Genomic DNA, 21,243 nt, shown 5'->3' on the forward strand with positions numbered 1-21,243 from the left:
AGCGACTCGCACACGCCCCTGTCGGGGGTCGATTCCCCGTACCGCGAGGTAGGCAGATAGTTTTCTGGAGTACCAGACCTCTAGGGAAAGGGTGATCCGTTGAGCCGCTCGGTTCTCGTCACCGGAGGAAACCGGGGCATCGGCCTCGCCATCGCCAGGGCGTTCGCCGACGCGGGCGACAAGGTCGCCGTCACCTACCGCTCGGGCGAGCCCCCGGAGGGGCTCTTCGCCGTCAAGTGCGACATCACCGACGGTGAGCAGGTCGAGCAGGCGTTCAAGGAGATCGAGGCCCAGCAGGGCGCGGTGGAGGTGCTGGTGGCGAACGCCGGCGTCACCCGCGACCAGCTGCTGCTGCGGATGTCCGACGACGACTTCACGTCCGTCGTGGACACCAACCTCACCGGCACCTTCCGCGTGGTCAAGGCCGCGTCGAGGAAGATGCTGCGCGCCCGCAAGGGCCGCATCGTGCTGATCTCCTCCGTGGTGGGGCTGCTCGGCTCGGCGGGCCAGGCGAACTACGCCGCGTCCAAGGCCGGCCTGGTCGGCTTCGCGCGCTCCCTCGCCCGTGAGCTGGGCTCGCGCAACATCACCGTCAACGTCGTCGCCCCCGGCTTCGTCGACACCGACATGACCCGTGTGCTCACCGACGAGCAGCGGAAGAACATCGTCAGCCAGGTCCCGCTGGCCCGCTACGCGCAGCCCGAGGAGATCGCCTCCTCGGTCCGCTTCCTCGCCTCCGACGAGGCGGCATACATCACCGGAGCCGTCATTCCCGTCGACGGCGGATTGGGTATGGGTCACTGAGCACCATGAGCGGAATCCTCGCTGGAAAGCGCATCCTCATCACCGGCGTGCTGATGGAGTCCTCCATCGCGTTCCACACCGCGAAGCTCGCCCAGGAACAGGGTGCCGAGATCATCCTCACGGCGTTCCCGCGGCCCACGCTGACCGAGCGCATCGCCAAGAAGCTGCCCAAGCCGGTCAAGGTCATCGAGCTCGACGTCACCAACGACGAGCAGCTGGCCTCCCTCGCCGACGTGGTCGGCGCGGAGCTGGGCGGCCTCGACGGCGTCGTGCACTCCATCGGCTTCGCGCCGCAGGACGCGCTCGGCGGCAACTTCCTCAACACGCCGTTCGAGTCCGTCGCCACCGCGATGCACGTCTCCGCGTACTCGCTGAAGTCGCTCACCATGGCCTGCCTGCCGCTGATGCAGGAGGGCGGTTCGGTCGTCGGCCTCACCTTCGACGCGCAGTTCGCCTGGCCCCAGTACGACTGGATGGGCCCGGCCAAGGCGGCGCTGGAGGCCACCTCCCGCTACATCGCCCGGGACCTGGGCAAGCAGAACATCCGCTGCAACCTGATCTCGGCCGGCCCGATCGGCTCCATGGCCGCCAAGTCCATCCCGGGCTTCGGTGAGCTGGCCGACGTCTGGAACCACCGGGCCCCGCTCGAGTGGGACCTCGCCGACCCCGAGCCGGCCGGCCGCGGTGTCGTCGCGCTGCTGAGCGACTGGTTCCCCAAGACCACGGGGGAGATCGTCCACGTCGACGGCGGTCTGCACGCGGTCGGCGCCTGATCGTACGGGCCCGTTCCGGCCCCTTCGCGTACGGCCTTGGTGCCGCCCTCGGGCGGCACCAAGGCCGTACGCGCGTTCGGGGCGCCGTCCCCCGTTCGGCCCAGCAGACCGGGTGGCCGGACCCCCCGGGCCGGGAGGATGGCTGTGCGGGGGCCCGGGGGTGAGCGGAGGGAGGGCGTCGATCGTGCGTCCCTACGTATGCGCCGCGGCGGTGGTCGCGGCGCTCGCCGCGGGTGTGGGCCCGGCGGCCGCGGCGGCGGGGGCCGCGGCCCGGCTTCCGGACGTCGCGCAGTGCCGGACCTCGGTGCAGGGCAGCGAGGGCGTCGCCGTGTGCTTCAATCCCGACCCCGACCTGGACCGCGTGCAGCTGCACATCGAGTGCCTCCAGTGGTGGGACCCGGACGTCGACGGAGCCCCCGTCCCGGTCGGACCCGCGCAGACCGTCACGCTCAGCGACCGCTGCTGGAAGGAGATCCAGGAGGTCTGGGTCACCGGGACGCTGGACTGAAGCGGCAGCTGAAGGCGTGCGCGGAGGCCTCGGCGGAAGCCGCCTCCTGATCGCCGGCCCGGATCGCCTCGACCAGGCGGGCGTGGTCCACGTACTGCTCGGCGCGCAGCTCCTCGCCGACGTCCGCGCGCAGGAAGGCGCGCAGCACCTCGCCGAGGTCGGCGTAGAGCTCGGCGACGACGTCGTTGTGCGAGGCCGCCACGACGGACAGGTGCAGCGCCGCGTCGGCGTCGACGAAGGCCTCGGTACGGCCCGACTCCCAGGCCCGTTCGCGCCGGGCCAAGGCCGCGTCCAGCTGCTTCAGGTCGCGGTCCGTCCGCCGCCGCGCGGCGAGCGCGGCCGCGGACGCCTCCAGGGCGCTGCGCAGCTCGGCCACGTGCCGCGGGTCGGCGTCGGCGAAGCGGCGGTGCATCACCCCGGCGAGCTCGCTGGTGGCCAGCACATAGGTGCCGGAGCCCTGCCGGATGTCGAGCAGTCCGTTGTGCGCGAGCGCCCGCACCGCCTCGCGGACGGTGTTGCGGGCCACCCCGAGCTGCTCGACCAGCTGGGTCTCGGTGGGGATCCGCGACCCCACCGGCCACTCACCGGAGGTGATCTGGGCGCGCAGCTGCGCGATCACCTGGTCGGCCAGGGCGGAGCGCCGGGGTGAGGTCAGGGGCATGGGGTCTCCTCAACATTCATCCCATCATTCTATGATGGTCGGCATGCGTGACGACGAAGCGACGCTCGACCCTGCCACGGAACGGGCCACCATGCCCGCACACCTTCCCCTCGCCGCGCAAGGCGTACGGCGCACCCGGATCCTGGTGGCGGTCGCGCTGGTGCTCGCCGCCCTCAATCTGCGGCCCGCCATCACCAGCCTCGGCGCCCTCCTGGAGGAGGTCCGCGACGGCCTGGGCATGAGCGGCACCGTCGCGGGCCTGCTCACCTCCGTCCCCGCGCTGTGCTTCGCCGTGTTCGGGGTGACCGCGCCCCGGCTGGCCCGCCGCCGCGGCCCCGGCGCCGTGGTCTGCGCGGGGCTGGTCGCGATCACCCTCGGGCTCTTCCTGCGTCCGTTCGCCGGCGGCACGGCGCTCTTCCTCGCCGCCAGCGCCCTCGCGCTCGGCGGCATAGCCGTCGGCAACGTCCTGATGCCCGTCGTCGTCAAGCGCTGGTTCCCGGACCGGGTGGGCACCATGACGGGGCTCTACTCGATGGCCCTGTCCCTGGGCACCGCCCTCGCCGCCGCGGCGACCGTCCCGGCGACCCGCGCCTTCGGCGGCGACTGGCGGCTCGGCCTCGCCGCCTGGGGCGTGATCGCCGCCGTCGCCGTACTGCCCTGGCTCGCCCTCGTCCGGGACCGGGACCACGCCCCCACGGCCCCCGCCGCCACCCCCGCAGCCCCGCCCGCGGAGCGGGCGCCCGCCGGCAGCATCGCCCGCAGCCGTACCGCCTGGGCACTCGCCGTCTACTTCGGGCTCCAGGCCACGGGCGCGTACATCACCATGGGGTGGCTGCCGCAGATCTTCCGCGACGCCGGGGTCTCCGCCTCCACCGCGGGCGTGCTGCTCGCCGTCACCATGGTGATGGGCGTACCGCTCTCCTTCGTGCTGCCCGCGCTCGCCGGCCGGATGCGGCACCAGGGCGGACTCGCCGTCGGCCTCGGCCTGTTCGGGATCGTCGGCTACGGCGGCCTGTGGGCGGCCCCGGCCGCCGCGCCCTGGGTGTGGGCCCTGCTGCTGGGCATCTCCAACTGCTCGTTCCCGCTCGCCCTCACCATGATCGGGATGCGCTCGCGCACCGGCGGCGGGGTGGTGCGGCTGTCGGCCTTCGCGCAGTGCACGGGCTACCTGCTCTCCATCCCCGGTCCGATCCTCGTCGGGGCCCTCTACCAGCACACCGGCGGCTGGGACCTGCCGGTGGCCTTCATGCTGGCCCTGCTGGTGCCGCAGATCGCCGCGGGCGTGGTCGCAGGCCGCGACCGCTCCGTGGAGGACGAGCTCTGACCACCCGCGTGCGCGGCCGCCACGGCCGGGTGCGAGACTGGGCCGCATGCCCGTGCTCGAGCCCGACCCCCCGCAGCCGCAGAAGAAGCTCCTGATCATCTTCGGCCTCATGATGGCCGTGCCCGCCCTCGTTGCGGTGATCGCGATCATCGGCGCCAAGTTCGGCTGACCTGCCACCCCGAGACCCGGGGTAGGGACAACCCCACCTCCCCTAGGGGGCCAGGGTCAGGGTCGAGTGGGTGGGCCACCCGATGGGCCCGGCGCCCGTCCTTCCGTAGCGTCGTGGTGCAAGGTCGGACACCGCTCCGGCACCCCGGCTGACCCACGGAGGCGTCCCGTGTCCCTGCAGGCTGTTCCCTCGCGTACCCCGCGAACCCGCGCCGCCCGCCCGGCGGTCGGGGGCGGCACGCAGACGCGCCTGCCGTGGTGGGCGCTCGCCCTGCCCGCACTCGCCTTCGTGGCGCTGCTCGCCCTGGTCGCCGGCCCCGGTGCCGCGGACGCCTCGGCCGCGGAGCCCGTCGGACAGCTCCTGCACGCGGTCGGCGAAGGGCTCCCGGGGCTCCTGCAGCACCTGCTGTGACGCTCCCGCGGCGATCCGTGATCCGTCCCGCAGCCCGCGCCTGGCGGCAGGATTTCTGGAAAGCTGAGGGTCATGAGCGCAGCTGCATCGCCCCGCCGGATCGTCCTGCTCCGGCATGCCAAAGCCGACTGGCCCGACGTCCCCGACCACGAGCGACCGCTGGCGGAACGGGGACGCAAGGAGGCCCCCGTCGCCGGCCGCAGGCTCGCCGAACTGGGGATCCCGTTCGAACTGACCCTCTGCTCCTCGGCCGCGCGCACCCGCGAGACGTGGAAGCTGGCCGCCCACGAACTCCCGCACCGCCCGCGGACCGTCTACGAGGAGCGCCTCTACGACGCCACCCTCGGTGACCTGATCGCCCTGCTCAACGAGACCCCGGAGGACGTCGACGACCTGCTGCTGGTGGGCCACAACCCGACCATCCACGCACTGGCCGACGCCCTCGCGGGGGAGAGCGACGGGGACGCCCGTGCGCGGATGAACCGCACCGGATTCCCGACGGCGGCCATCGCGGTGATCACCTTCTCCGGTCCGTGGAAGACGGTCGAGCACGGCGTCGGCCGCCTCGTCGACTTCTGGTCGCCGCACGACTGAGCCCGCAGCCGGCCGAGCCGCCGACACGCAGCGCCGCAGGGACCGTACGGAAAGGGCCCCGGAGCACCTGCTCCGGAGCCCTTTCCCTGCCCGTGGGTCCGCGCCGGTCAGGCCCCGGCGGGCGCGCCGTCCCCGGCGTCGGCCGACTCGACCTCCTCGCGCGTGATGCCCAGCAGGTAGAGCACGGTGTCCAGGAACGGCACGTTGACCGCGGCGTCCGCGGCCCGCCGCACCACCGGCTTGGCGTTGAAGGCGACCCCCAGGCCCGCCGCGTTGAGCATGTCCAGGTCGTTGGCGCCGTCGCCGATGGCGACGGTCTGGCTGAGCGGCACCCCGGCCTCCGCCGCGAAGCGCCGCAGCAACCGGGCCTTGCCCGCCCGGTCGACGATCTCGCCGGTCACCCGGCCGGTGAGCTTGCCGTCCACGATCTCCAGGGTGTTGGCGGCGGCGAAGTCCAGTCCCAGCCGCTCCTTGAGGTCGTCGGTGACCTGCGTGAAGCCCCCGGAGACCACGCCCACCTGGTAGCCCATCCGCTTGAGCGTGCGGATCAGCGTGCGGGCCCCGGCCGTCAGCCGCACCTCCTGGCGGACCTTGTCCACCACGGACTCGTCCAGCCCCTTGAGCAGGGCGACCCGGGCGTGCAGGGACTGCGCGAAGTCCAGTTCGCCGCGCATCGCCGCGGCCGTCACCTCGGCGACCTGGTCCTCGCAGCCCGCGTGCGCCGCGAAGAGCTCGATCACCTCGTCCTGGATGACGGTGGAGTCCACGTCCATGACCACCAGGCGCTGCGCCCGGCGCTGCAGGCCGGCCGAGACCACGGCCACGTCCACCCCGCGCTCGTGGGCCTCCAGGGCCAGCGCGGGACGCAGCGTGGCGGTGGCGACACCGGACACGGCGAACTCCACGGCCGTCACCGGGTACTTCGCGAGCCGGAAGATGCGGTCGATGTTGCCGCCGGTGCCGGTGATCCTGGCCGCTATGGCCGCAGTGGACTCCGCGGTCAGCGGGTGCCCCAGCACCGTCACGTGGGAGCGGCCCTCGCCGCGCGGCCGGTTGTCACCGATGCCGGAGATGATCTCGGCCTGCAGGCGCATCGACTCCGCCCACGCATGCACCGTCGCGCGCAGCTCGCCCTCCACCGAACGGCCCGCGGGGGCGGGCACCAGGGCGCAGAGCACGATGCGCCCACGGGTGACGACCTGCTCGATGTCGATGACGTTCACCTGGAAGCGGGCCAGCGTCTCGAAGAGCCCGGCGGTGATCCCCGGCCGGTCCTTCCCGAAGATCTTGACCAGCAGCGTCGGCACATTGGCGGCGGTGGCAGCGGTCGCCTGCGATGCGTCGTTCATGGTGCCTCCACCGTATCGGGCACCGCGCCCCGGACGGACATGTGTTCCGCCTGGCGGACACCGTCCGTGGTCAGCGGCGGCCTCCGGGCGCGCCGGGCGGCGGCGGGCCCTCGCGCGACGGGCCGGGCGGCGGCCCCGGAGGAGGCCCGGGCGGCCCGGGCGGCGGGGGCAGCGGCGCCCCGGTGACGGTCCGCGCGGAATGCGGCGCCTGGCCCTGCGGCGGGCGTCCCTGCGGCGGCGCCTGGCCCTGCGGGGGCTGCCGGTAGGGGTTGGGCCCGGCGTCCGGCCGGCCGTAACCGGCGCTCGGGATGTAGGGACCGGGCTGGTAGGCGATGCCCGGGTACGTGCGGGAGCTGCTCTCCCCGGCCGCCGCCTCGGCGGCCCGGCGCAGCGCGTACGGCGACACCCGGCGCCCTGCGGTGCCCGTCAGCAGGGCCAGCAGCGCCCCCGCGCCGCCCGCCACCGCCCCCCAGGCGGCGCCCAGCAGGAACGCCAGGGGAAGGCTGCCGTGCAGGTCGACGCCGGCGCCCACGGCGTCGAACCCGAAGACCGAGACGCCCGCGTTCACCGAGACCCCCGTCACCCACACCAGCAAGGGGAAGGCGACCGCCGTGACCAGGCCGAGCCGCACCGCGCAACGCCCCGCGTACCCGGCCCGCGTCGCCCCCCACAGCGGGGTGCGGGCCGCCGCCAGCGCCCCCGCCGCCAGCATCATCAGCGCTGCGGCGACGGTCAGCAGCCACACCCGCTGGTCGTACTCGGCCAGCCGGGCGGGCGTCACCGGCTCCGCCACGCTGGTCGACAGCAGCCGGTCCAGCGGATCCGGGAGCACCTTCGCCAGCTCCCCGGTGGCCGTGCCCCGCCAGGACACGAACAGCCCGAGCGGCACCGCAAGCCACACCCCGTTGGGCGCCCCCAGCAGGGCGGCCCCGGCGATCCGGCCGGGCTCGTCACCCGTCACCGCCGCGTACCCCGCGGCGGCGCAGCCCGCGACGACGGCCAGCAGCAGCACCCAGCGCAGCGCCGACGCGGCGGGCCGCACGGCCCGGTGCAGCCCTTCGAGGGCGGGCGGCAGCGGCGTACGGCGCGAGGTGAGCAGGGCCAGCAGCAGCACGACCAGCACCCACAGCAGGCCGCCCAGCAGGGTGCGGCCGGTGGCGACGTGGAAGCTCACCGAGGCCTTGGCGTCGATCAGGTCCTGCAGCCCGTCCCCGAGCCCCCCGCCGATGTCACCGATGCCCGGGATCCCGTCCGTCAGGCCACCGCCCTTCCCCCCGCTCAGCGCGGCGCCGTCGAGGGCGATGGTGTCCTCCCCGGCCCAGGCGAGTGCGCCGAGCAGCGTCACGAAGAGCACCACCACCGCCCCGGCCCGCGCGGCGAGTTCACCCCCGGAGACGGTCAGCCCCGCACCGCGCAGCGACCGCAGGAACACCCAGGCCAGCAGCAGGGCCCCCACCAGGCCGACGCCCAGCGGCATGAGGTCGAGCCGGCCCTCGCCGCCCGCACCGCCCAGCCCGAACACCGCGACGTCACCGGAGGGGACGACCTTGCCGCCCACCGCCATCGCGACCACGGCCGCCGTCATCGGCCCCAGCGAGCCCGCGGTGTCGGCACCGAGCAGGTGCAGCCCCAGCGCGGCGGCCCCCACCATCCCCAGGTACGCCCAGCTGACCGCGGCGACCGCGGAGAGCAGCACACCGCCCCAGGGGACCGGGCGCCCCGGGCGCGCGGGCGCGTTGGAAGGTGTGGAGGTGTACGCGGTCATGCCCGCCCCCGAGGTCTCGCGTCCGAACCGCCTGCGCTGCATGGTGCCCTGATCCGTCATGATCCGCACGGTTCATGGGCGGTTACCACTCTCCGGTGGTGTTTCGGCGCCGTCAACGGCTTCTCGGAAGAGGGTCCACATCACTCCCCTCGCGCGGCTTCCCGACGGGTGGGCGTGCCTGGAATGGTTCCTCCCGATGTTCGCAATCCCTAGACTCCCCCCATGGGGGATAACCCGGGGGACAACTTTGTGGGGCTTGGGGTGCCTGAACTCGTACTCGAACTGAACGGACAGACCTGGGCGCTCGATCCGGCCAGGTCCTACAGCCTCGGCCGGGATCCGCAGTCGGACGTCGTCCTCGACGACGCGCGGGTCTCCTGGCGGCACGCCACCATCCGCCGGGGCGAACGCGGTTGGGTCATCGAGGACCTCGGCAGCACCAACGGCACCTACGTCCAGGGCCAGCGCGTCCACGCCTACGACGTCGCCGCCGGGGCCGCCGTCAACCTCGGCAACGCCACCGACGGCCCGCGCCTGAGCTTCAGCGGCGGCGCCGCGGCCGGCGGTGACATCTACAGCGCCGACACCGCACTGGCCAAGCCGCAGCAGCAGGCCCGGCAGTCCGGCCCCGCCGCGCAGGGGACGCCCCACTCCGTCGCCCCGCCGCGGCAGGGCGGCTGGGGGAACGGGTCGTCCGCCGCGCACGTGCCGCAGCCCTCGCAGGCCCCGCGGCCGGACCAGCGCGCACCGCAGGCGCACATCCCGTCCCCGCACGGGCCGTCGGGCGCCTCCGGCGCGCCGCCCGTCTACGGCGACCGCAGCCCGACCACCTTCCACCACCTGGTGCTCGGCCGTGTCATGAAGATCGGCCGTGCCCTGGAGAACGACCTGGTCGTCTCCGACCTGCAGGTCTCGCGCTTCCACGCGGAGTTCCGCGCGCACCCCGACGGCCGCTACGAGATCGTCGACCTCGGCAGCCACAACGGCACGTACGTCAACGGCCAGCCGATACAGCGTCATCTGCTGGGCCCCAACGACATCGTGGGCGTCGGCCACTCCACCTTCCGGCTCGTCGGCGACCAGCTCGAGGAGTTCGTCGACACCGGCGAGATCTCCTTCTCCGCCCGCCGGCTCACCGTCCGCGTGCCGCAGGGCAGCACGACCAAGACCATCCTCAACGACGTCTCCTTCGGCGTCCCCGAGAAGTCGCTGGTCGCCGTCATCGGCCCGTCCGGCTCCGGCAAGTCGACGCTGCTGCGCGCCCTGACCGGCTACCGTCCGGCCGAAGAGGGCGAGGTGCTGTACGACAGCCGCAACCTCTACAAGCAGTTCGCCGAGCTGCGGCAGCGCATCGGCCTCGTCCCGCAGGACGACATCCTGCACAAGGAGCTGACGATCCGCAGGGCCCTGCGCTACGCGGCCAAGCTCCGCTTCCCCGGCGACACCAAGGCCGCCGAGCGCGAGGCCCGCATCGACGAGGTGCTGCGCGAGCTGAAGCTCGACGTGCACGCCGACAAGCGCGTCACCTCGCTCTCCGGCGGCCAGCGCAAGCGCGTCTCCGTCGCCCTGGAACTGCTCACCAAGCCCTCGCTGATCTTCCTGGACGAGCCCACCTCCGGCCTCGACCCGGGCATGGACCGCGACGTCATGAAGCTGCTGCGCGGCCTCGCCGACGACGGCCGCACCGTGCTCGTCGTGACCCACTCGGTGGCCGAACTCGCCCTGTGCGACAAGCTGCTGGTGATGGCGCCGGGCGGCGCGGTGGCCTACTTCGGCCCGCCCGAGGAGGCGCTGAACTTCTTCGGCTACGAAACCTGGGCCGACGTCTTCTCCGCCTTCGAGAACTACCGCGACTACGACTGGTCCGGTCGCTGGCGCGGCTCCCAGCATTACCAGATCTACGCCGCGGACCTGGACGCGGTCGCCCCGCAGTCCGTAGGCGCCGCCCCGCAGCGGGCCAAGCCGCCCAAGCCGCAGAGCTGGCCGGCGCAGTTCGTCACCCTCGTCCGCCGCTACCTGTCGGTGATCGCCTCCGACCGGGGCTTCATGGCGCTGATGGTGATCCTCCCGGCCGTCCTCGGCCTGGTGAGCGTGGTCATCCCGGCGAAGTCCGGCCTGGCCCCGCCCGACGAGGCGGGGAAGTTCAACGCCGACGCGGGCACCATCATGCTGATCATCGCCGTCGGCGCCTGCTTCTCGGGCGCGGCGAACTCGGTGCGCGAGCTGATCAAGGAACGGGTGATCTACGAACGGGAACGCGCCACGGGCCTGTCCCGCTCCGCGTACCTGGTCTCCAAGGTCTTCGTGCTGGGCCTGATCAGCGCCCTGCAGGGCGTCATCATCTGCGCCATCGGGCTGTCGGTGCGCAAGCTCCCCGAGGAGGGCCTGATCGTCAAGGGCTTCCCAGCCGCGGAGATCACCCTGGTGGTCATCGCCCTGGGCTTCACCTCGATGATGTTCGGCCTGGTCATCTCCTCGCTGGTGAAGACCGCCGAGAAGACCATGCCCCTGCTGGTGATGTTCGCGATCGTCCAGGTCGTCTTCACCGGCGTCCTGTTCCAGATCTTCGGCACCGTCGGCCTGGAGCAGGTCGCCTGGCTGATGCCCTCCCGCTGGGCCGTCGGCGCCGCCGGTGCCACCCTCGACCTCGGCCGGCTCATGCCGCCGTGGGACCAGGCCAAGCCCGACAACGTGGACCCGCTGTGGGAGCACTCGGCGAGCCAGTGGGGCTTCGACATGGCGATCCTGCTCGGCATCGCCCTCGTCTGCGGCATCCTCGTCCTGAGGCTGCTGCGCCGCCACGAGCCGGAGGTCATGCGCAAGTAGCGGCCCCCGCGTACGGATGCGGAAGGCGGCGGCTCCCCGGGGAGGGGAACCGCCGCCTTCCGCATGTCCGTACGGTCCGCGCCCGCCGGCTCAGTACCAGTGGTTGGCCTGCCAGAACGACCAGGCGCCGCAGGGGCTGCCGTAACGCCCGTTCATGTAGTCCAGGCCCCACTTGATCTGCGTGGCCGGGTTGGTGCGCCAGTCCGCGCCCGCGGAGGCCATCTTGGAGCCCGGCAGCGCCTGGACCAGGCCGTACGCCCCGGAGGAGGGGTTGACCGCGTACGGGTTCCAGGTGCTCTCGTGCATCACGATGTTGGCGAAGCACTGGAACTGGGCCGCGTCGCCGATGATCTGCTGCGCCATCTGCTGCGGGCTGCCGGACGGGGCCGCCGGGGCGGCCGCGCGCGGTGCCGGACGCGAGGTCTCGTGCCGCTGCTGCGGGACGAGGGCCTTGCGCTCGTGGCTGCGGTTGGCGGCCTGCTGCTCCTGCAGGCGTGCGTGGGCCCGGTGCGCCTCGTGCGCGGCCTGGCGGGCGCGCTCCTCGGCGTGGCGCTTGCGCACCGCGGCCTGGTGCGCGACGTGGGCGGCGTGCTGCCTGGCGAGCGCCTTGCGGTGCGCCACGTGCGCGACGTGCGACGCGTGCTGCTTGGCGGCGGCGGACCGTGCCTGTCCGGCGACCGCCTCCGGTGCCTTGCCGGAGGCCTGCGCCGTCCCGCTGGTCCCGGTCACACCGGTGATGGCCAGGACACCCACACCGGCCGCGGCGAGGCCGGCGGCGGAGAACTTGTGGGTCTTGGTCAGGCGGTCGAACTTCGGGATCGTCGGGAGCTGCATGGGGGAGTGACCTCTTCCATTCGGCTGCGCCCCACTCCGCCCTCGGGCAAGGAGAGGCGCCGCGTGTCGAACGCGGCGCGGAGCGACCCGAGCATTCTTAGCCCCGGGAAATTCCCCGACCAAACCCGTCCATTACTACCCGAAGTCGTAGCGGCCGGACCGACCGGGTAGGCACATCCCGCACTTCCGGCCGATCCGGCCGCCCCGCCTCCTACTAGGCGTCCTCGTACGTGACGTACGCCCTATGTGCCGCCTCACAGGCGCGTCGCGCACCGCGACCGCGGGGCGACTGCGGGTGCACCGGGCGGGGCCGTCAGGGCAGCAACAGGTTCACGTCCCCGAACTCGTGCCAGAGGTAACCGGCCCCCACCGCAGCGGCGTAGACCCGTTCCAGCAGCTCGCGCCCGGCCACCGCCTCCAGCATCAGCAGATGCGACGCCGCGGGGTCGTGCAGCCCGGTGAGGAGGCCGTCCACCGCCCGTACGCCCCGCTCCGGGGTGACCACCAGGTCCGTCCAGCCGCCCGCCGCCGCCGCGACCCGCCCCCGCCCGTCGGCCGCCGTCTCCAGGGCGCGCACCGCGGTGGTGCCCACCGCCACCACCCGGCCGCCGCCCGCCCGGGCGGCGTTCACCAGCCAGGCGGTGCTCTCCGGCACCGAGAAGCGCTCCGGGTAGGGCGGCTCGTGCGCCTCGCCCGAGGACACCCCGGTGTGCAGCACCACCGGAGCGATCTGCACGCCCCGGCTCACCAGCGCCGTGACCAGCCCGGCCGTGAAGGGGCGCGCCGCGCTCGGCATCTCCGCCGAGCCGAGGCCGTCGGCCGACGGGACCGAGAACACCGTCTGGTACGCCGCCAGCGGCTGGTCCCGCCGGGTGTACGCGTACCGGATCGGCCGCCCCTGCCGGTGCAGGAACGCCATCGCGTCCGCCACCGACGCCCGCGCCACCCACAGCCGCTCCCCGCAGGGGCTCAGCGGCTCCTGCAGCATCAGCCGCTCACCCTCGGGCAGCGCCACCGCCACCCCCGCCGGGCCGCCCGTCCGCGGCCGGGTCGTGCCCCGTCCGTCGGGCGTGCGCAACTCCACCACCCAGCGCCCGTCGTCCAGCAGCCCCGAGAAGTGCACCACCACCGGGGACTCCCCGAGCGCCGCGTCCACCGCCGCCGGCAGGGTCCGCGAGGTGTTCACCACCAGTACGTCCCCGGCCCGCAGCAGCCCCGGCAGGTCACCGAAGGCGTGGTGCGCGACCTCGCCCCGGGCCCGCCTGCCCACCAGCATCCGCACCCCGTCGCGGCCCGACGCCCCGTCGGCACGCTGCTCCACCGGGACCCGCGCCGCCAGCTCCTCCGGCACCCTCAGCGCGCCCAGCGCGGTCACCGCCCGGCCTCCAGCAGCGCCGGGGCCGTGTAGCGGCCACCGGCCGCGCCCGTGTCGAGCAGCCCGAGCACGGCCGGCACCACCGACTCGGGGGCCGGGCGCCCGTCCGCGTCCGGATCGTCGGGCACCGCCGCCGCGTAGAGCTCGGTCCTCATGTCGCCCGGGTCCAGCCACCACACCCGCAGCTCCGGCTCCTCCACCGCCAGCACCGCCGACAGCTGCTCAAGCGCCGCCTTGCTCGCGCCGTACCCTCCCCACGTGGGGTACGCCTCGACGGCGGCGTCCGAGCTGATGTTGAGCACCGCCCCTCGCCGCCGGCGCAGCAGCGGCAGCCCCTCCTGCACGAGGCCCAGCGCGGCCACCACATTGGTCTCCAGCGCCGCCCGCAACCCCTCCAGCGGCTGCTCGGACAACGGCCGCAGCGGCTCGGCGCCCAGTGCGCTCGCGTTGTTCACCAGCAGGTCGAGCCCGCCGAAATCCCAGGCCGCCGAGACCAGTTCCACCCGGTGCCGCGGGTCGGTGACGTCGCCCGGCAGCGCGGCCACCCGCGTCCGGCCCGCCAGCTCCCCCTCCGCCCGCTTCAGCGCCTCGTCGGACCGCGCGTCGATCACCAGGTCCCAGCCCCGCTCCGCGAGCGCTCCGGCGAGGGCCCGTCCCAGCCCCCGCGACGCTCCCGTGATGATTGCCACCGGCATGACGTGTCCTCCCACCGGCCGCCCGGTCCGTCGCCCGGCGGCTGCCCCCCACCGTAGGAACGGCCCCGTCCCGGCCACCTCGGCCGCCCGCAGCACCGGGGCAGGGAACTTCGCCCTAGGTCCACGGACCGGTGGCGCTCGGTCACCAGGCCGATCCCACCGGCCGCGACCCGCCGGTACGGTGAGGTCATGTCCAGCCGATCGTCCCGACGCGGCATCGAGGCGGTGAGCGCGGCCGTCCTCGCGATGAGCCGGCACCTGGAAGTGCGCGAGGTCCTGCAGACCATCGTCTCGTCCGCCCGCGAACTGCTCGACGCCGAGTACGCGGCGCTGGGCGTGCCGGACGACCACGGCGGCTTCGCCCAGTTCGTCGTGGACGGCGTCAGCGACGAGCAATGGAAGGCGATCGGCCCGCTGCCCCGGCAGCACGGCATCCTCGCCGCGATGCTCCACGAGGCCACCCCGCAGCGCCTGCGGGACGTGAAGGGCGACCCCCGCTTCGGAGGCTGGCCGTCCGCCCACCCCGACATGTCCGACTTCCTCGGCATGCCGGTGGTCGACGGCGACGAGATCCTGGGCGCCCTCTTCCTCGCCAACAAGCGCTGCGCCACCCGCCCGCCGGAGGACGGCCGCGGCTTCACCGAGGAGGACGAGGAGCTGCTGCGCACCCTGGCCGCGCACGCCGCGATCGCCCTCACCAACGCCCGCCTGTACGAGCGCAGCCGCGAGCTGACGCTCGCCGGGGAGCGGGCCCGCATCGCCCACGAACTGCACGACGCCGTCTCGCAGAAGCTGTTCTCGCTGCGGCTGACCGCACAGGCCGCCTCCGCCCTGGTGTCCCGCGACCCGGAGCGCGCCCGCGAGGAGTTGCGGCAGGTCGCCACGCTCGCCGCCGAGGCCGCCGACGAACTGCGCGCGGTCGTGGTAGAGCTGCGCCCCGCCGCCCTGGACGAGGACGGCCTGCTGGCCACCTTGCGCACGCAGGTCGACGTCCTGGACCGGGCGCACTCGTCGCGGATCTCCTTCAGCCACCGCCAGGTCCGCGCCCTGCCCGCCGCCCAGGAGGAAGCGCTGCTGCGGGTCGCCCAGGAGGCCCTGCACAACGCGCTGCGCCACGCGGACGCCGCCTCGGTGACCGTGCGACTGGAGGGCCGGGGCAGGGGAGCGGTGCTCACGGTGCGGGACGACGGGCGGGGCTTCGACCCGTCCGCGGTGCGCCGGGCCGGCCGCCACCTGGGCCTGGTCTCCATGCGGGACCGGGCCGACGGGGTGGGCGGCGGACTGACGGTGGACTCGGCGCCCGGCAGGGGCACCGTGATCGAGATGGAGGTGCCCGGTGGCTGACGGCCCCATTCGCGTCCTGCTGGTCGACGACCACCAGGTGGTCCGGCGCGGCCTGCGGACCTTCCTGGAGGTGCAGCCCGACATCGAGGTGGTGGGCGAGGCCGGGGACGGCGAGGAGGGCGTGCAGCGCGCCGGGGAACTCGCGCCCGACGTGATCCTGATGGACGTCCGGATGCCGGGCGTGGACGGCATCGAGGCCCTGCGCCTGCTGCGCGACAGCGGCAGCAAGGCCCGCGTCCTGGTCGTCACCAGCTTCACCGAGCAGCGCACCGTCGTCCCGGCGCTGCGCGCGGGCGCGGCCGGCTACGTCTACAAGGACGTGGACCCGGACGCGCTGGCCGGCGCCATCCGCTCGGTCCACGCCGGCCACGTGCTGCTGCAGTCGGAGGTCGCCGACGCCCTGCTCTCCCAGGAGGACACCGGTCCCGGTCAGGGCCGCGGGGGCACCCTCACCGACCGGGAGCGCGAGGTGCTGTCGTTGATCGCGGAGGGCCGCTCCAACCGGGAGATCGCCCGCGCCCTGGTGCTGTCGGAGAAGACCGTCAAGACCCACGTGTCGAACATCCTGATGAAGCTGGACCTCTCCGACCGCACCCAGGCCGCCCTGTGGGCGGTGCGGCACGGGATCGGCGGCTGATCCGGCGCACCCGAGGGGCGTCCGACGCCACGGAAGCCGGGGCACGTAGCGGTAGGACAAGCGGATCGTCGCCATCCGGAGTGAGATTCATACCGTCGGGTGTATGTCCCCCGGATGGCGCAACCTGGCCGGGCGTGGGCCGTTCTCCATGGCGTGCTGCGGCGCCTGCCGCGGCACCCATGCAAGGAGGGTCAAGAACGTGAAGAACCTGCACAAGGCCGCCGCCGTTGCCATGGTCGCCGGGAGCCTCGCCATGGTCGGCGCGGGTGCCGCCTCCGCCCACAGCGGTGGCGCCCAGGCCCACGGTGGCGCGAAGAACAGCCCCGGCGTGGTCTCCGGCAACGTGATCCAGGTGCCGGTGCACGTTCCGGTGAACGTCTGCGGCAACACCATCAGCGTCATCGGTCTGCTCAACCCGGCCATCGGGAACGTCTGCGTCAACCGCTGACCCAGGACGTCAACCCCACGGCACGGCCGTGACCACCGGCCCCGGAGCGCTCCGCCGCCCCGGGGCCGGTCCGTTGGTGCGGCTCAAGGCGTCCGCGCGTACGCCGCGCGCACACGCCGGTGCGACACGCAGATTCCGCCGTACGGAGGTTTCCGGTGCCCTCCCCGTGTCAACGCCCCGGGCTCCGCGTTCCTCACAGTGCGGCTCCTCGAACCGGGCCGTGCCATCACAGGAGGAACAGTTTCATGAACAGCGCCAAGAAGGCCGCCCTGATCATCGCCGCCGCCGGTGCGGCCGCCGCCGGTTCGGCCGGTACCGCGCTCGCCGAATCCCACGCGGGTGCCGTGGCCGCCGGCTCGCCCGGTGTGCTCTCCGGCAACGTGATCCAGGTTCCGGTGAACATCCCGATCAACCTCTGCGGCAACACCATCGACGCGGTCGGCATCCTGAACCCCGCGATCGGCAACGTCTGCTTCAACCACTGACGTGCCCTGAAGGCCCCGCGGACAGCGTCGTCCGCGGGGCCTTCCACCGTTCCCGGCCGGCCTCAGCCCCGGCGTCGCTCGGCCTCCTCGACGTACGCGTTGTACGCCGCCACCTGCGCCCGCCGCGCCGTACGCTCCACCGGCCGCAGCAGCTCCGCGCGGGCGGCGATCTCCGAGGCGCTGACGGCCGCCCCGTGCCCGGACCGGGCCCCGGTCGCGATCCCGACCAGCGTGCCCACCCGCTGGGCCAGTTCCAGCACCCGTACCGCCCGCGGCGGATACCCCGGCGCGAGCACCTCGCGGCCGCGCGCCGCCCGCGCCCGGTACGCCTCCAGAGCCGCCTGTGCCGCCGGGCCCGCGCCGGCCACGTCCAGCCGCGCCAGCGCCTCCGTGGCGTCCCGCAGCGCCTCCGCGAGCTCCCGTTCCGCCTCGCCCAGCGAGGGCACGTCCGCCGGCGGAGCGTCCCGCACCTGCAGGCACTGCCACTCGACCGACACGTGCACGTCGCCCTGCGGGCCCGCCTCCGTGACCTCCGGCACCAGGCCGATGGCCGGTCCGCCGACGGTGATGACCGCTTCGCCCGCCGCCAGCGCCCGCGCGTTGAACTCCGGCGGCCCGCTGAGCCCGAGCGGGTGCCCGGGCACCGGGAGCGCTATCCGCAGCCCGGACACGCCGAGCGCGCGCAGCCGCCCCAGCCCCAGCGTCAGCCCCACCGGGCCGGCCTCCCCGGGGAGGCCCGAGATCCGGTGGACCGAATCGTCGGCGATCACTTCCTGAGCGGCGTCATCCGGCGCGGCAAGTCCGGCAATCAGGGCATTTCCCCAAGCCGCCAGCCGTCCTGAGCGAGGTTCGTCGAGCATCCCCCCAGCCTAAGGACTGGGGCGGCCCGGGCGTGGCGTAGATTTCCTGGGGGCGGCGCCTACAGGTGCTCGCAACGGCAGACATGCGATCGGGAAGTGGGAGACAACACGCTCATGAGCGATGTTCTGGAGCTGGTGGACGTATCCGTGGTCCGAGACGGCCGGGCTCTGGTGGACCAGGTCTCCTGGTCGGTCGCCGAGGGCGAGCGCTGGGTCATCCTCGGTCCCAACGGCGCCGGCAAGACGACCCTGCTGAACATCGCCTCCAGCTACCTCTTCCCGACCTCCGGCACCGTCCAGATCCTCGGCGAGAAGATGGGCGGCGTCGACGTCTTCGAACTGCGCCCCCGCATCGGCATCGCGGGCGTCGCCCTGGCCGAGAAGCTGCCGCGCAGGCAGACCGTCCTGGAGACCGTGCTCACCGCCGCGTACGGCATGACCGCGCACTGGCAGGAGAGCTACGAGCAGGTCGACGAGGACCGCGCCCGCGCCTTCCTGGACCGGCTCGGCATGAGCGACTACCTCGACCGCAAGTTCGGCACCCTCTCCGAGGGCGAGCGCAAGCGCACCCTCATCGCGCGCGCCATGATGACCGACCCCGAGCTCCTGCTGCTCGACGAGCCCGCCGCCGGCCTCGACCTCGGCGGCCGCGAGGACCTCGTCCGCCGTCTCGGCCGGCTCGCCCGCGACCCGATCGCGCCCTCCATGGTCATGGTCACCCACCACGTCGAGGAGATCGCCCCGGGCTTCACCCACGTCCTGATGATCCGTCAGGGCAAGGTCGTCGCCGCCGGTCCCATGGAGACCGAACTCAGCTCCCGCAACCTCTCCCTGTGCTTCGGCCTCCCGCTCGTCGTCGAGCGCCGCGGCGACCGCTGGACGGCCAACGGGCTGCCCCTGAAGTGACCCCCTGAGGCCCCCCGCGCACGAAGCCCCGCGCCGAAAGCCTTTGGGAGAGCCGTCGCACCCTGTCACAGATCCACTGCGGACCCCTACGATGGGCCTGTGGACGACTGGTTGTGGTGGCTGATCGCCGCCGTGGGGCTGGGTATTCCGCTCGTGGTGACCGCGATGCCCGAGTTCGGGATGTTCGCGGTCGGAGCCGTCGCCGCCGCGATCGCGGCAGGCCTCGGCCTGGGTATCACTCCGCAGGTACTGATCTTCGTCATCGTCTCGGTCGCGGGCATCGCCGTCGTACGCCCGCTGGCCAACCGGAGCCGCTCGCAACGCCCGGAGCTGCGCAGCGGCATCGACGCGCTCAAGGGCCGCCAGGCCGTCGTCCTGGAACGGGTCGACGGGCACGGCGGCCGGATCAAGCTCAACGGGGAGGTCTGGTCGGCCCGTTCCCTCGAGACGGGACGGGCCTTCGAGCCCGGTGAGAGCGTGGACGTCGTCGAGATCGAGGGCGCGACGGCCGTCGTGATGTGATCCTGCCCGCCCCCGCACCCCGAGACGGCACGGGAATTCGCCGAACCCGGCCCGCCTCCCCGCGGGGTCTGCCAGACTTGATCATGTCTTCGTACAGGTAGCCACAGGCAATCGGCGTGGGAGTGGACGTGCAGCCGATCATCATCGTCCTGATCATCCTGGTGGTGCTCGTCTTCATCGCGCTCATCAAGACGGTCCAGGTCATCCCGCAGGCCAGCGCGGCGATCGTCGAACGCTTCGGTCGCTACACCAGGACCCTGAGCGCGGGCCTCAACATCGTGGTGCCGTTCATCGACACCATCCGCAACCGCATCGACCTGCGCGAGCAGGTCGTGCCGTTCCCGCCGCAGCCGGTGATCACCCAGGACAACCTGGTCGTCAACATCGACACGGTCATCTACTACCAGGTCACCGACGCGCGGGCGGCCACCTACGAGGTCGCCAGCTACATCCAGGCGATCGAGCAGCTCACCGTCACCACGCTCCGCAACATCATCGGCGGCATGGACCTGGAGCGGACCCTGACCTCCCGCGAGGAGATCAACGCTGCACTGCGCGGCGTCCTCGACGAGGCCACCGGCAAGTGGGGCATCCGCGTCAACCGCGTCGAACTCAAGGCCATCGAGCCGCCCACCTCCATCCAGGACTCGATGGAGAAGCAGATGCGCGCCGACCGCGACAAGCGCGCCGCCATCCTCACCGCCGAGGGCATCCGGCAGTCCCAGATCCTCACCGCCGAGGGCGAGAAGCAGTCCGCGATCCTGCGCGCCGAGGGCGAGGCCAAGGCCGCCGCCCTCAAGGCCGAGGGCGAGGCCCAGGCCATCCGCACGGTCTTCGAGTCCATCCACGAGGGCGACCCCGACCAGAAGCTCCTCGCCTACCAGTACCTGCAGATGCTCCCCAAGATCGCCGAGGGCGAGTCCAACAAGCTCTGGATCATCCCCAGCGAACTCAACGACGCCCTCAAGGGCCTCGGCGGCATCGTCAACCTCCCCGGCGCCCCCGGCAGCGGCCCGGGCAACGGCGAGGGCGGCACCCGTCGCGAGACCCCCCGGCTCGACAAGGACTGAGCAGTGCGGCCGCCGCCGCGAACGCGTATGACATGATCCGTGCGCTCCGGCTCCCCCCGGTCCCGTCGGGGGGAGGGGAGCCGCACCGACCATGGAGACGCCTATGACCTACTGGGAAGCCCTGGCCGTGTTCGCGGCCGGAATCGGGGCCGGCACCATCAACACCGTCGTCGGCTCCGGCACGCTCATCACCTTCCCCGTCCTGCTCGCCGTCGGCCTGCCGCCCGTCACCGCCAACGTGTCCAACACCCTCGGCCTCGTCCCCGGTTCCCTCAGCGGTGCCATCGGCTACCGGCGCGAACTCGCCGGACAGCGCGACCGCCTGCTGCGGCTCGGCGCCGCCGCCCTCGTCGGCGGACTCACCGGGGCCGTCCTGCTGCTGGCGCTGCCCTCCCAGGCCTTCGACACCATCGTGCCGATCCTGATCGCGGTGGCCCTCGTCCTCGTCGTCGTCCAGCCCCGGCTCTCCCGCGTGCTCCAGGCCCGCCGGGCCGGCAACGGCACGCACGCCCCCGAGCACGGCGGCCCGCTCCTCCTCGGCGGCCTCCTCCTCGCCAGCATGTACGGCGGCTACTTCGGCGCCGCCCAGGGAGTCATCTACCTCTCCCTGATGGGCGTCCTCCTCGAGGAGTCCTGGCAGCGGATCAACGCCGTGAAGAACGTCCTCGCGCTGATCGTCAACGGCGTCGCCGCGGCGTTCTTCCTCTTCGTCGCCGACTTCGACTGGACCGCCGTCGCGCTCATCGCCGTCGGGGCGGCGCTCGGCGGCGTCCTCGGCGCCCGCATCGGCCGCCGCCTGCCGCCCGTCGCCCTGCGCGGCGTCATCGTCGTCGTGGGCCTCGTGGCGATCGCCCAGCTCCTGCTGAAGTAGCCGGGCGACCGC

General features: G+C 73.3%; 23 protein-coding genes. 16 read left to right on the forward strand and 7 right to left on the reverse strand.

Translation table 11 applies throughout. The features are described from left to right. Positions 1 to 99 precede the first annotated feature (99 nt). The 3 genes from fabG to PV410_RS23435 all read left to right on the forward strand — a co-directional run bounded on the left by fabG (position 100) and on the right by PV410_RS23435 (position 2,085). Complete coding sequence (fabG, locus tag PV410_RS23425) at positions 100 to 804, forward strand: beta-ketoacyl-ACP reductase (RefSeq protein ID WP_499511121.1); 705 nt, start codon at positions 100 to 102, stop codon at positions 802 to 804. A 5-nt stretch (positions 805 to 809) separates the two neighbouring features. After that, the gene (gene fabI, locus PV410_RS23430) at positions 810 to 1,577 is read left to right on the forward strand and encodes an enoyl-ACP reductase FabI (RefSeq protein WP_500327375.1); all 768 of its coding nucleotides are present in this window, start codon (positions 810 to 812) and stop codon (positions 1,575 to 1,577) included. 184 nt (positions 1,578 to 1,761) lie between these two features. Then, complete coding sequence (locus PV410_RS23435) at positions 1,762 to 2,085, forward strand: hypothetical protein (protein WP_500327377.1); 324 nt, start codon at positions 1,762 to 1,764, stop codon at positions 2,083 to 2,085. Here PV410_RS23435 and PV410_RS23440 read toward each other — a convergent pair. After that, a complete protein-coding gene (locus PV410_RS23440; RefSeq protein WP_500327378.1) occupies positions 2,066 to 2,746 on the reverse strand; it encodes a FadR/GntR family transcriptional regulator in 681 nt (226 codons plus the stop codon). The genes PV410_RS23435 and PV410_RS23440 overlap by 20 nt on opposite strands. A 43-nt stretch (positions 2,747 to 2,789) precedes the next feature. Between PV410_RS23440 and PV410_RS23445 the strand changes: the two genes are divergently transcribed. The 4 genes from PV410_RS23445 (at position 2,790) to PV410_RS23460 (ending at position 5,244) form a co-directional block, all read left to right on the forward strand. Further along, positions 2,790 to 4,070 (forward strand): CynX/NimT family MFS transporter, encoded by a 1,281-nt coding sequence (locus PV410_RS23445; protein WP_500327380.1) that lies wholly within the window; start codon positions 2,790 to 2,792, stop codon positions 4,068 to 4,070. A gap of 46 nt (positions 4,071 to 4,116) precedes the next feature. After that, positions 4,117 to 4,239 (forward strand): SGM_5486 family transporter-associated protein, encoded by a 123-nt coding sequence (locus PV410_RS23450; RefSeq protein WP_500327381.1) that lies wholly within the window; start codon positions 4,117 to 4,119, stop codon positions 4,237 to 4,239. Positions 4,240 to 4,407: 168 nt separating this feature from the next. After that, positions 4,408 to 4,650, forward strand: coding sequence for a hypothetical protein (locus tag PV410_RS23455; RefSeq protein WP_500327383.1), 243 nt, complete (start codon positions 4,408 to 4,410; stop codon positions 4,648 to 4,650). Between the two features lie 72 nt (positions 4,651 to 4,722). After that, the gene (locus PV410_RS23460) at positions 4,723 to 5,244 is read left to right on the forward strand and encodes a SixA phosphatase family protein (protein ID WP_499511114.1); all 522 of its coding nucleotides are present in this window, start codon (positions 4,723 to 4,725) and stop codon (positions 5,242 to 5,244) included. Positions 5,245 to 5,351: 107 nt separating this feature from the next. Here the strand turns inward: PV410_RS23460 and serB are convergent, their stop codons facing one another. Together serB and PV410_RS23470 are read right to left on the reverse strand one after the other, a co-directional pair. Beyond that, a complete protein-coding gene (serB, locus tag PV410_RS23465; protein ID WP_500327385.1) occupies positions 5,352 to 6,593 on the reverse strand; it encodes a phosphoserine phosphatase SerB in 1,242 nt (413 codons plus the stop codon). Positions 6,594 to 6,663: 70 nt separating this feature from the next. After that, complete coding sequence (locus PV410_RS23470) at positions 6,664 to 8,358, reverse strand: streptophobe family protein (protein ID WP_500327429.1); 1,695 nt, start codon at positions 8,356 to 8,358, stop codon at positions 6,664 to 6,666. Between the two features lie 261 nt (positions 8,359 to 8,619). Here PV410_RS23470 and PV410_RS23475 point away from each other — a divergent pair, with 261 nt between their 5' ends. After that, positions 8,620 to 11,184 (forward strand): FHA domain-containing protein, encoded by a 2,565-nt coding sequence (locus PV410_RS23475; RefSeq protein ID WP_500327386.1) that lies wholly within the window; start codon positions 8,620 to 8,622, stop codon positions 11,182 to 11,184. Between the two features lie 90 nt (positions 11,185 to 11,274). Here PV410_RS23475 and PV410_RS23480 read toward each other — a convergent pair whose 3' ends face one another. From PV410_RS23480 to PV410_RS23490, 3 genes are all read right to left on the reverse strand, one after another. Beyond that, positions 11,275 to 12,018 carry an aggregation-promoting factor C-terminal-like domain-containing protein gene (locus PV410_RS23480; RefSeq protein ID WP_500327388.1) on the reverse strand — a complete coding sequence of 248 codons (744 nt, stop codon included), beginning with the start codon at positions 12,016 to 12,018 and terminating at the stop codon, positions 11,275 to 11,277. A gap of 313 nt (positions 12,019 to 12,331) precedes the next feature. Next, entirely contained in the window at positions 12,332 to 13,393 is a 1,062-nt protein-coding gene (locus tag PV410_RS23485) for an S-adenosylmethionine:tRNA ribosyltransferase-isomerase (protein WP_500327389.1), read from the reverse strand. Beyond that, the gene (locus tag PV410_RS23490; protein ID WP_500327390.1) at positions 13,390 to 14,088 is read right to left on the reverse strand and encodes an SDR family oxidoreductase; all 699 of its coding nucleotides are present in this window, start codon (positions 14,086 to 14,088) and stop codon (positions 13,390 to 13,392) included. Before PV410_RS23490 ends, PV410_RS23485 begins: the two co-directional genes overlap by 4 nt. Positions 14,089 to 14,277: 189 nt before the next feature. Between PV410_RS23490 and PV410_RS23495 the strand changes: the two genes are divergently transcribed. The 4 genes from PV410_RS23495 to PV410_RS23510 all read left to right on the forward strand — a co-directional run bounded on the left by PV410_RS23495 (position 14,278) and on the right by PV410_RS23510 (position 17,002). Next, positions 14,278 to 15,432 (forward strand): GAF domain-containing sensor histidine kinase, encoded by a 1,155-nt coding sequence (locus PV410_RS23495; protein ID WP_500327392.1) that lies wholly within the window; start codon positions 14,278 to 14,280, stop codon positions 15,430 to 15,432. After that, positions 15,425 to 16,069: a response regulator gene (locus PV410_RS23500; RefSeq protein ID WP_500327393.1), complete on the forward strand. Its 645-nt coding sequence runs from the start codon at positions 15,425 to 15,427 to the stop codon at positions 16,067 to 16,069. The genes PV410_RS23495 and PV410_RS23500 overlap by 8 nt, the downstream gene beginning before the upstream one ends. Before the next feature lie 199 nt (positions 16,070 to 16,268). Next, complete coding sequence (locus tag PV410_RS23505; RefSeq protein WP_018560570.1) at positions 16,269 to 16,517, forward strand: chaplin; 249 nt, start codon at positions 16,269 to 16,271, stop codon at positions 16,515 to 16,517. A 245-nt stretch (positions 16,518 to 16,762) separates the two neighbouring features. Continuing rightward, a complete protein-coding gene (locus PV410_RS23510; protein WP_499511106.1) occupies positions 16,763 to 17,002 on the forward strand; it encodes a chaplin in 240 nt (79 codons plus the stop codon). Positions 17,003 to 17,064: 62 nt separating this feature from the next. Here the strand turns inward: PV410_RS23510 and PV410_RS23515 are convergent, their stop codons facing one another. After that, a complete protein-coding gene (locus PV410_RS23515) occupies positions 17,065 to 17,862 on the reverse strand; it encodes an Rv1486c family protein (RefSeq protein ID WP_500327395.1) in 798 nt (265 codons plus the stop codon). Positions 17,863 to 17,976: 114 nt separating this feature from the next. On the opposite strand from PV410_RS23515, the gene PV410_RS23520 reads away from it, so the two are divergent. The 4 genes from PV410_RS23520 (at position 17,977) to PV410_RS23535 (ending at position 21,231) form a co-directional block, all read left to right on the forward strand. Beyond that, complete coding sequence (locus tag PV410_RS23520) at positions 17,977 to 18,768, forward strand: ABC transporter ATP-binding protein (protein ID WP_500327396.1); 792 nt, start codon at positions 17,977 to 17,979, stop codon at positions 18,766 to 18,768. Positions 18,769 to 18,879: 111 nt separating this feature from the next. Further along, on the forward strand, positions 18,880 to 19,290 hold the full coding sequence (locus PV410_RS23525) for an NfeD family protein (RefSeq protein WP_499516787.1): 411 nt from the start codon (positions 18,880 to 18,882) through the stop codon (positions 19,288 to 19,290). Positions 19,291 to 19,418: 128 nt separating this feature from the next. Continuing rightward, on the forward strand, positions 19,419 to 20,360 hold the full coding sequence (locus PV410_RS23530) for an SPFH domain-containing protein (protein WP_500327398.1): 942 nt from the start codon (positions 19,419 to 19,421) through the stop codon (positions 20,358 to 20,360). Positions 20,361 to 20,463: 103 nt separating this feature from the next. Next, the gene (locus PV410_RS23535) at positions 20,464 to 21,231 is read left to right on the forward strand and encodes a sulfite exporter TauE/SafE family protein (RefSeq protein ID WP_500327400.1); all 768 of its coding nucleotides are present in this window, start codon (positions 20,464 to 20,466) and stop codon (positions 21,229 to 21,231) included. Positions 21,232 to 21,243 lie beyond the last annotated feature (12 nt).

The sequence above is a fragment of the Streptomyces sp. PA03-5A genome, assembly GCF_033792725.1.
Taxonomy (GTDB): Bacteria; Actinomycetota; Actinomycetes; order Streptomycetales; family Streptomycetaceae; genus Actinacidiphila.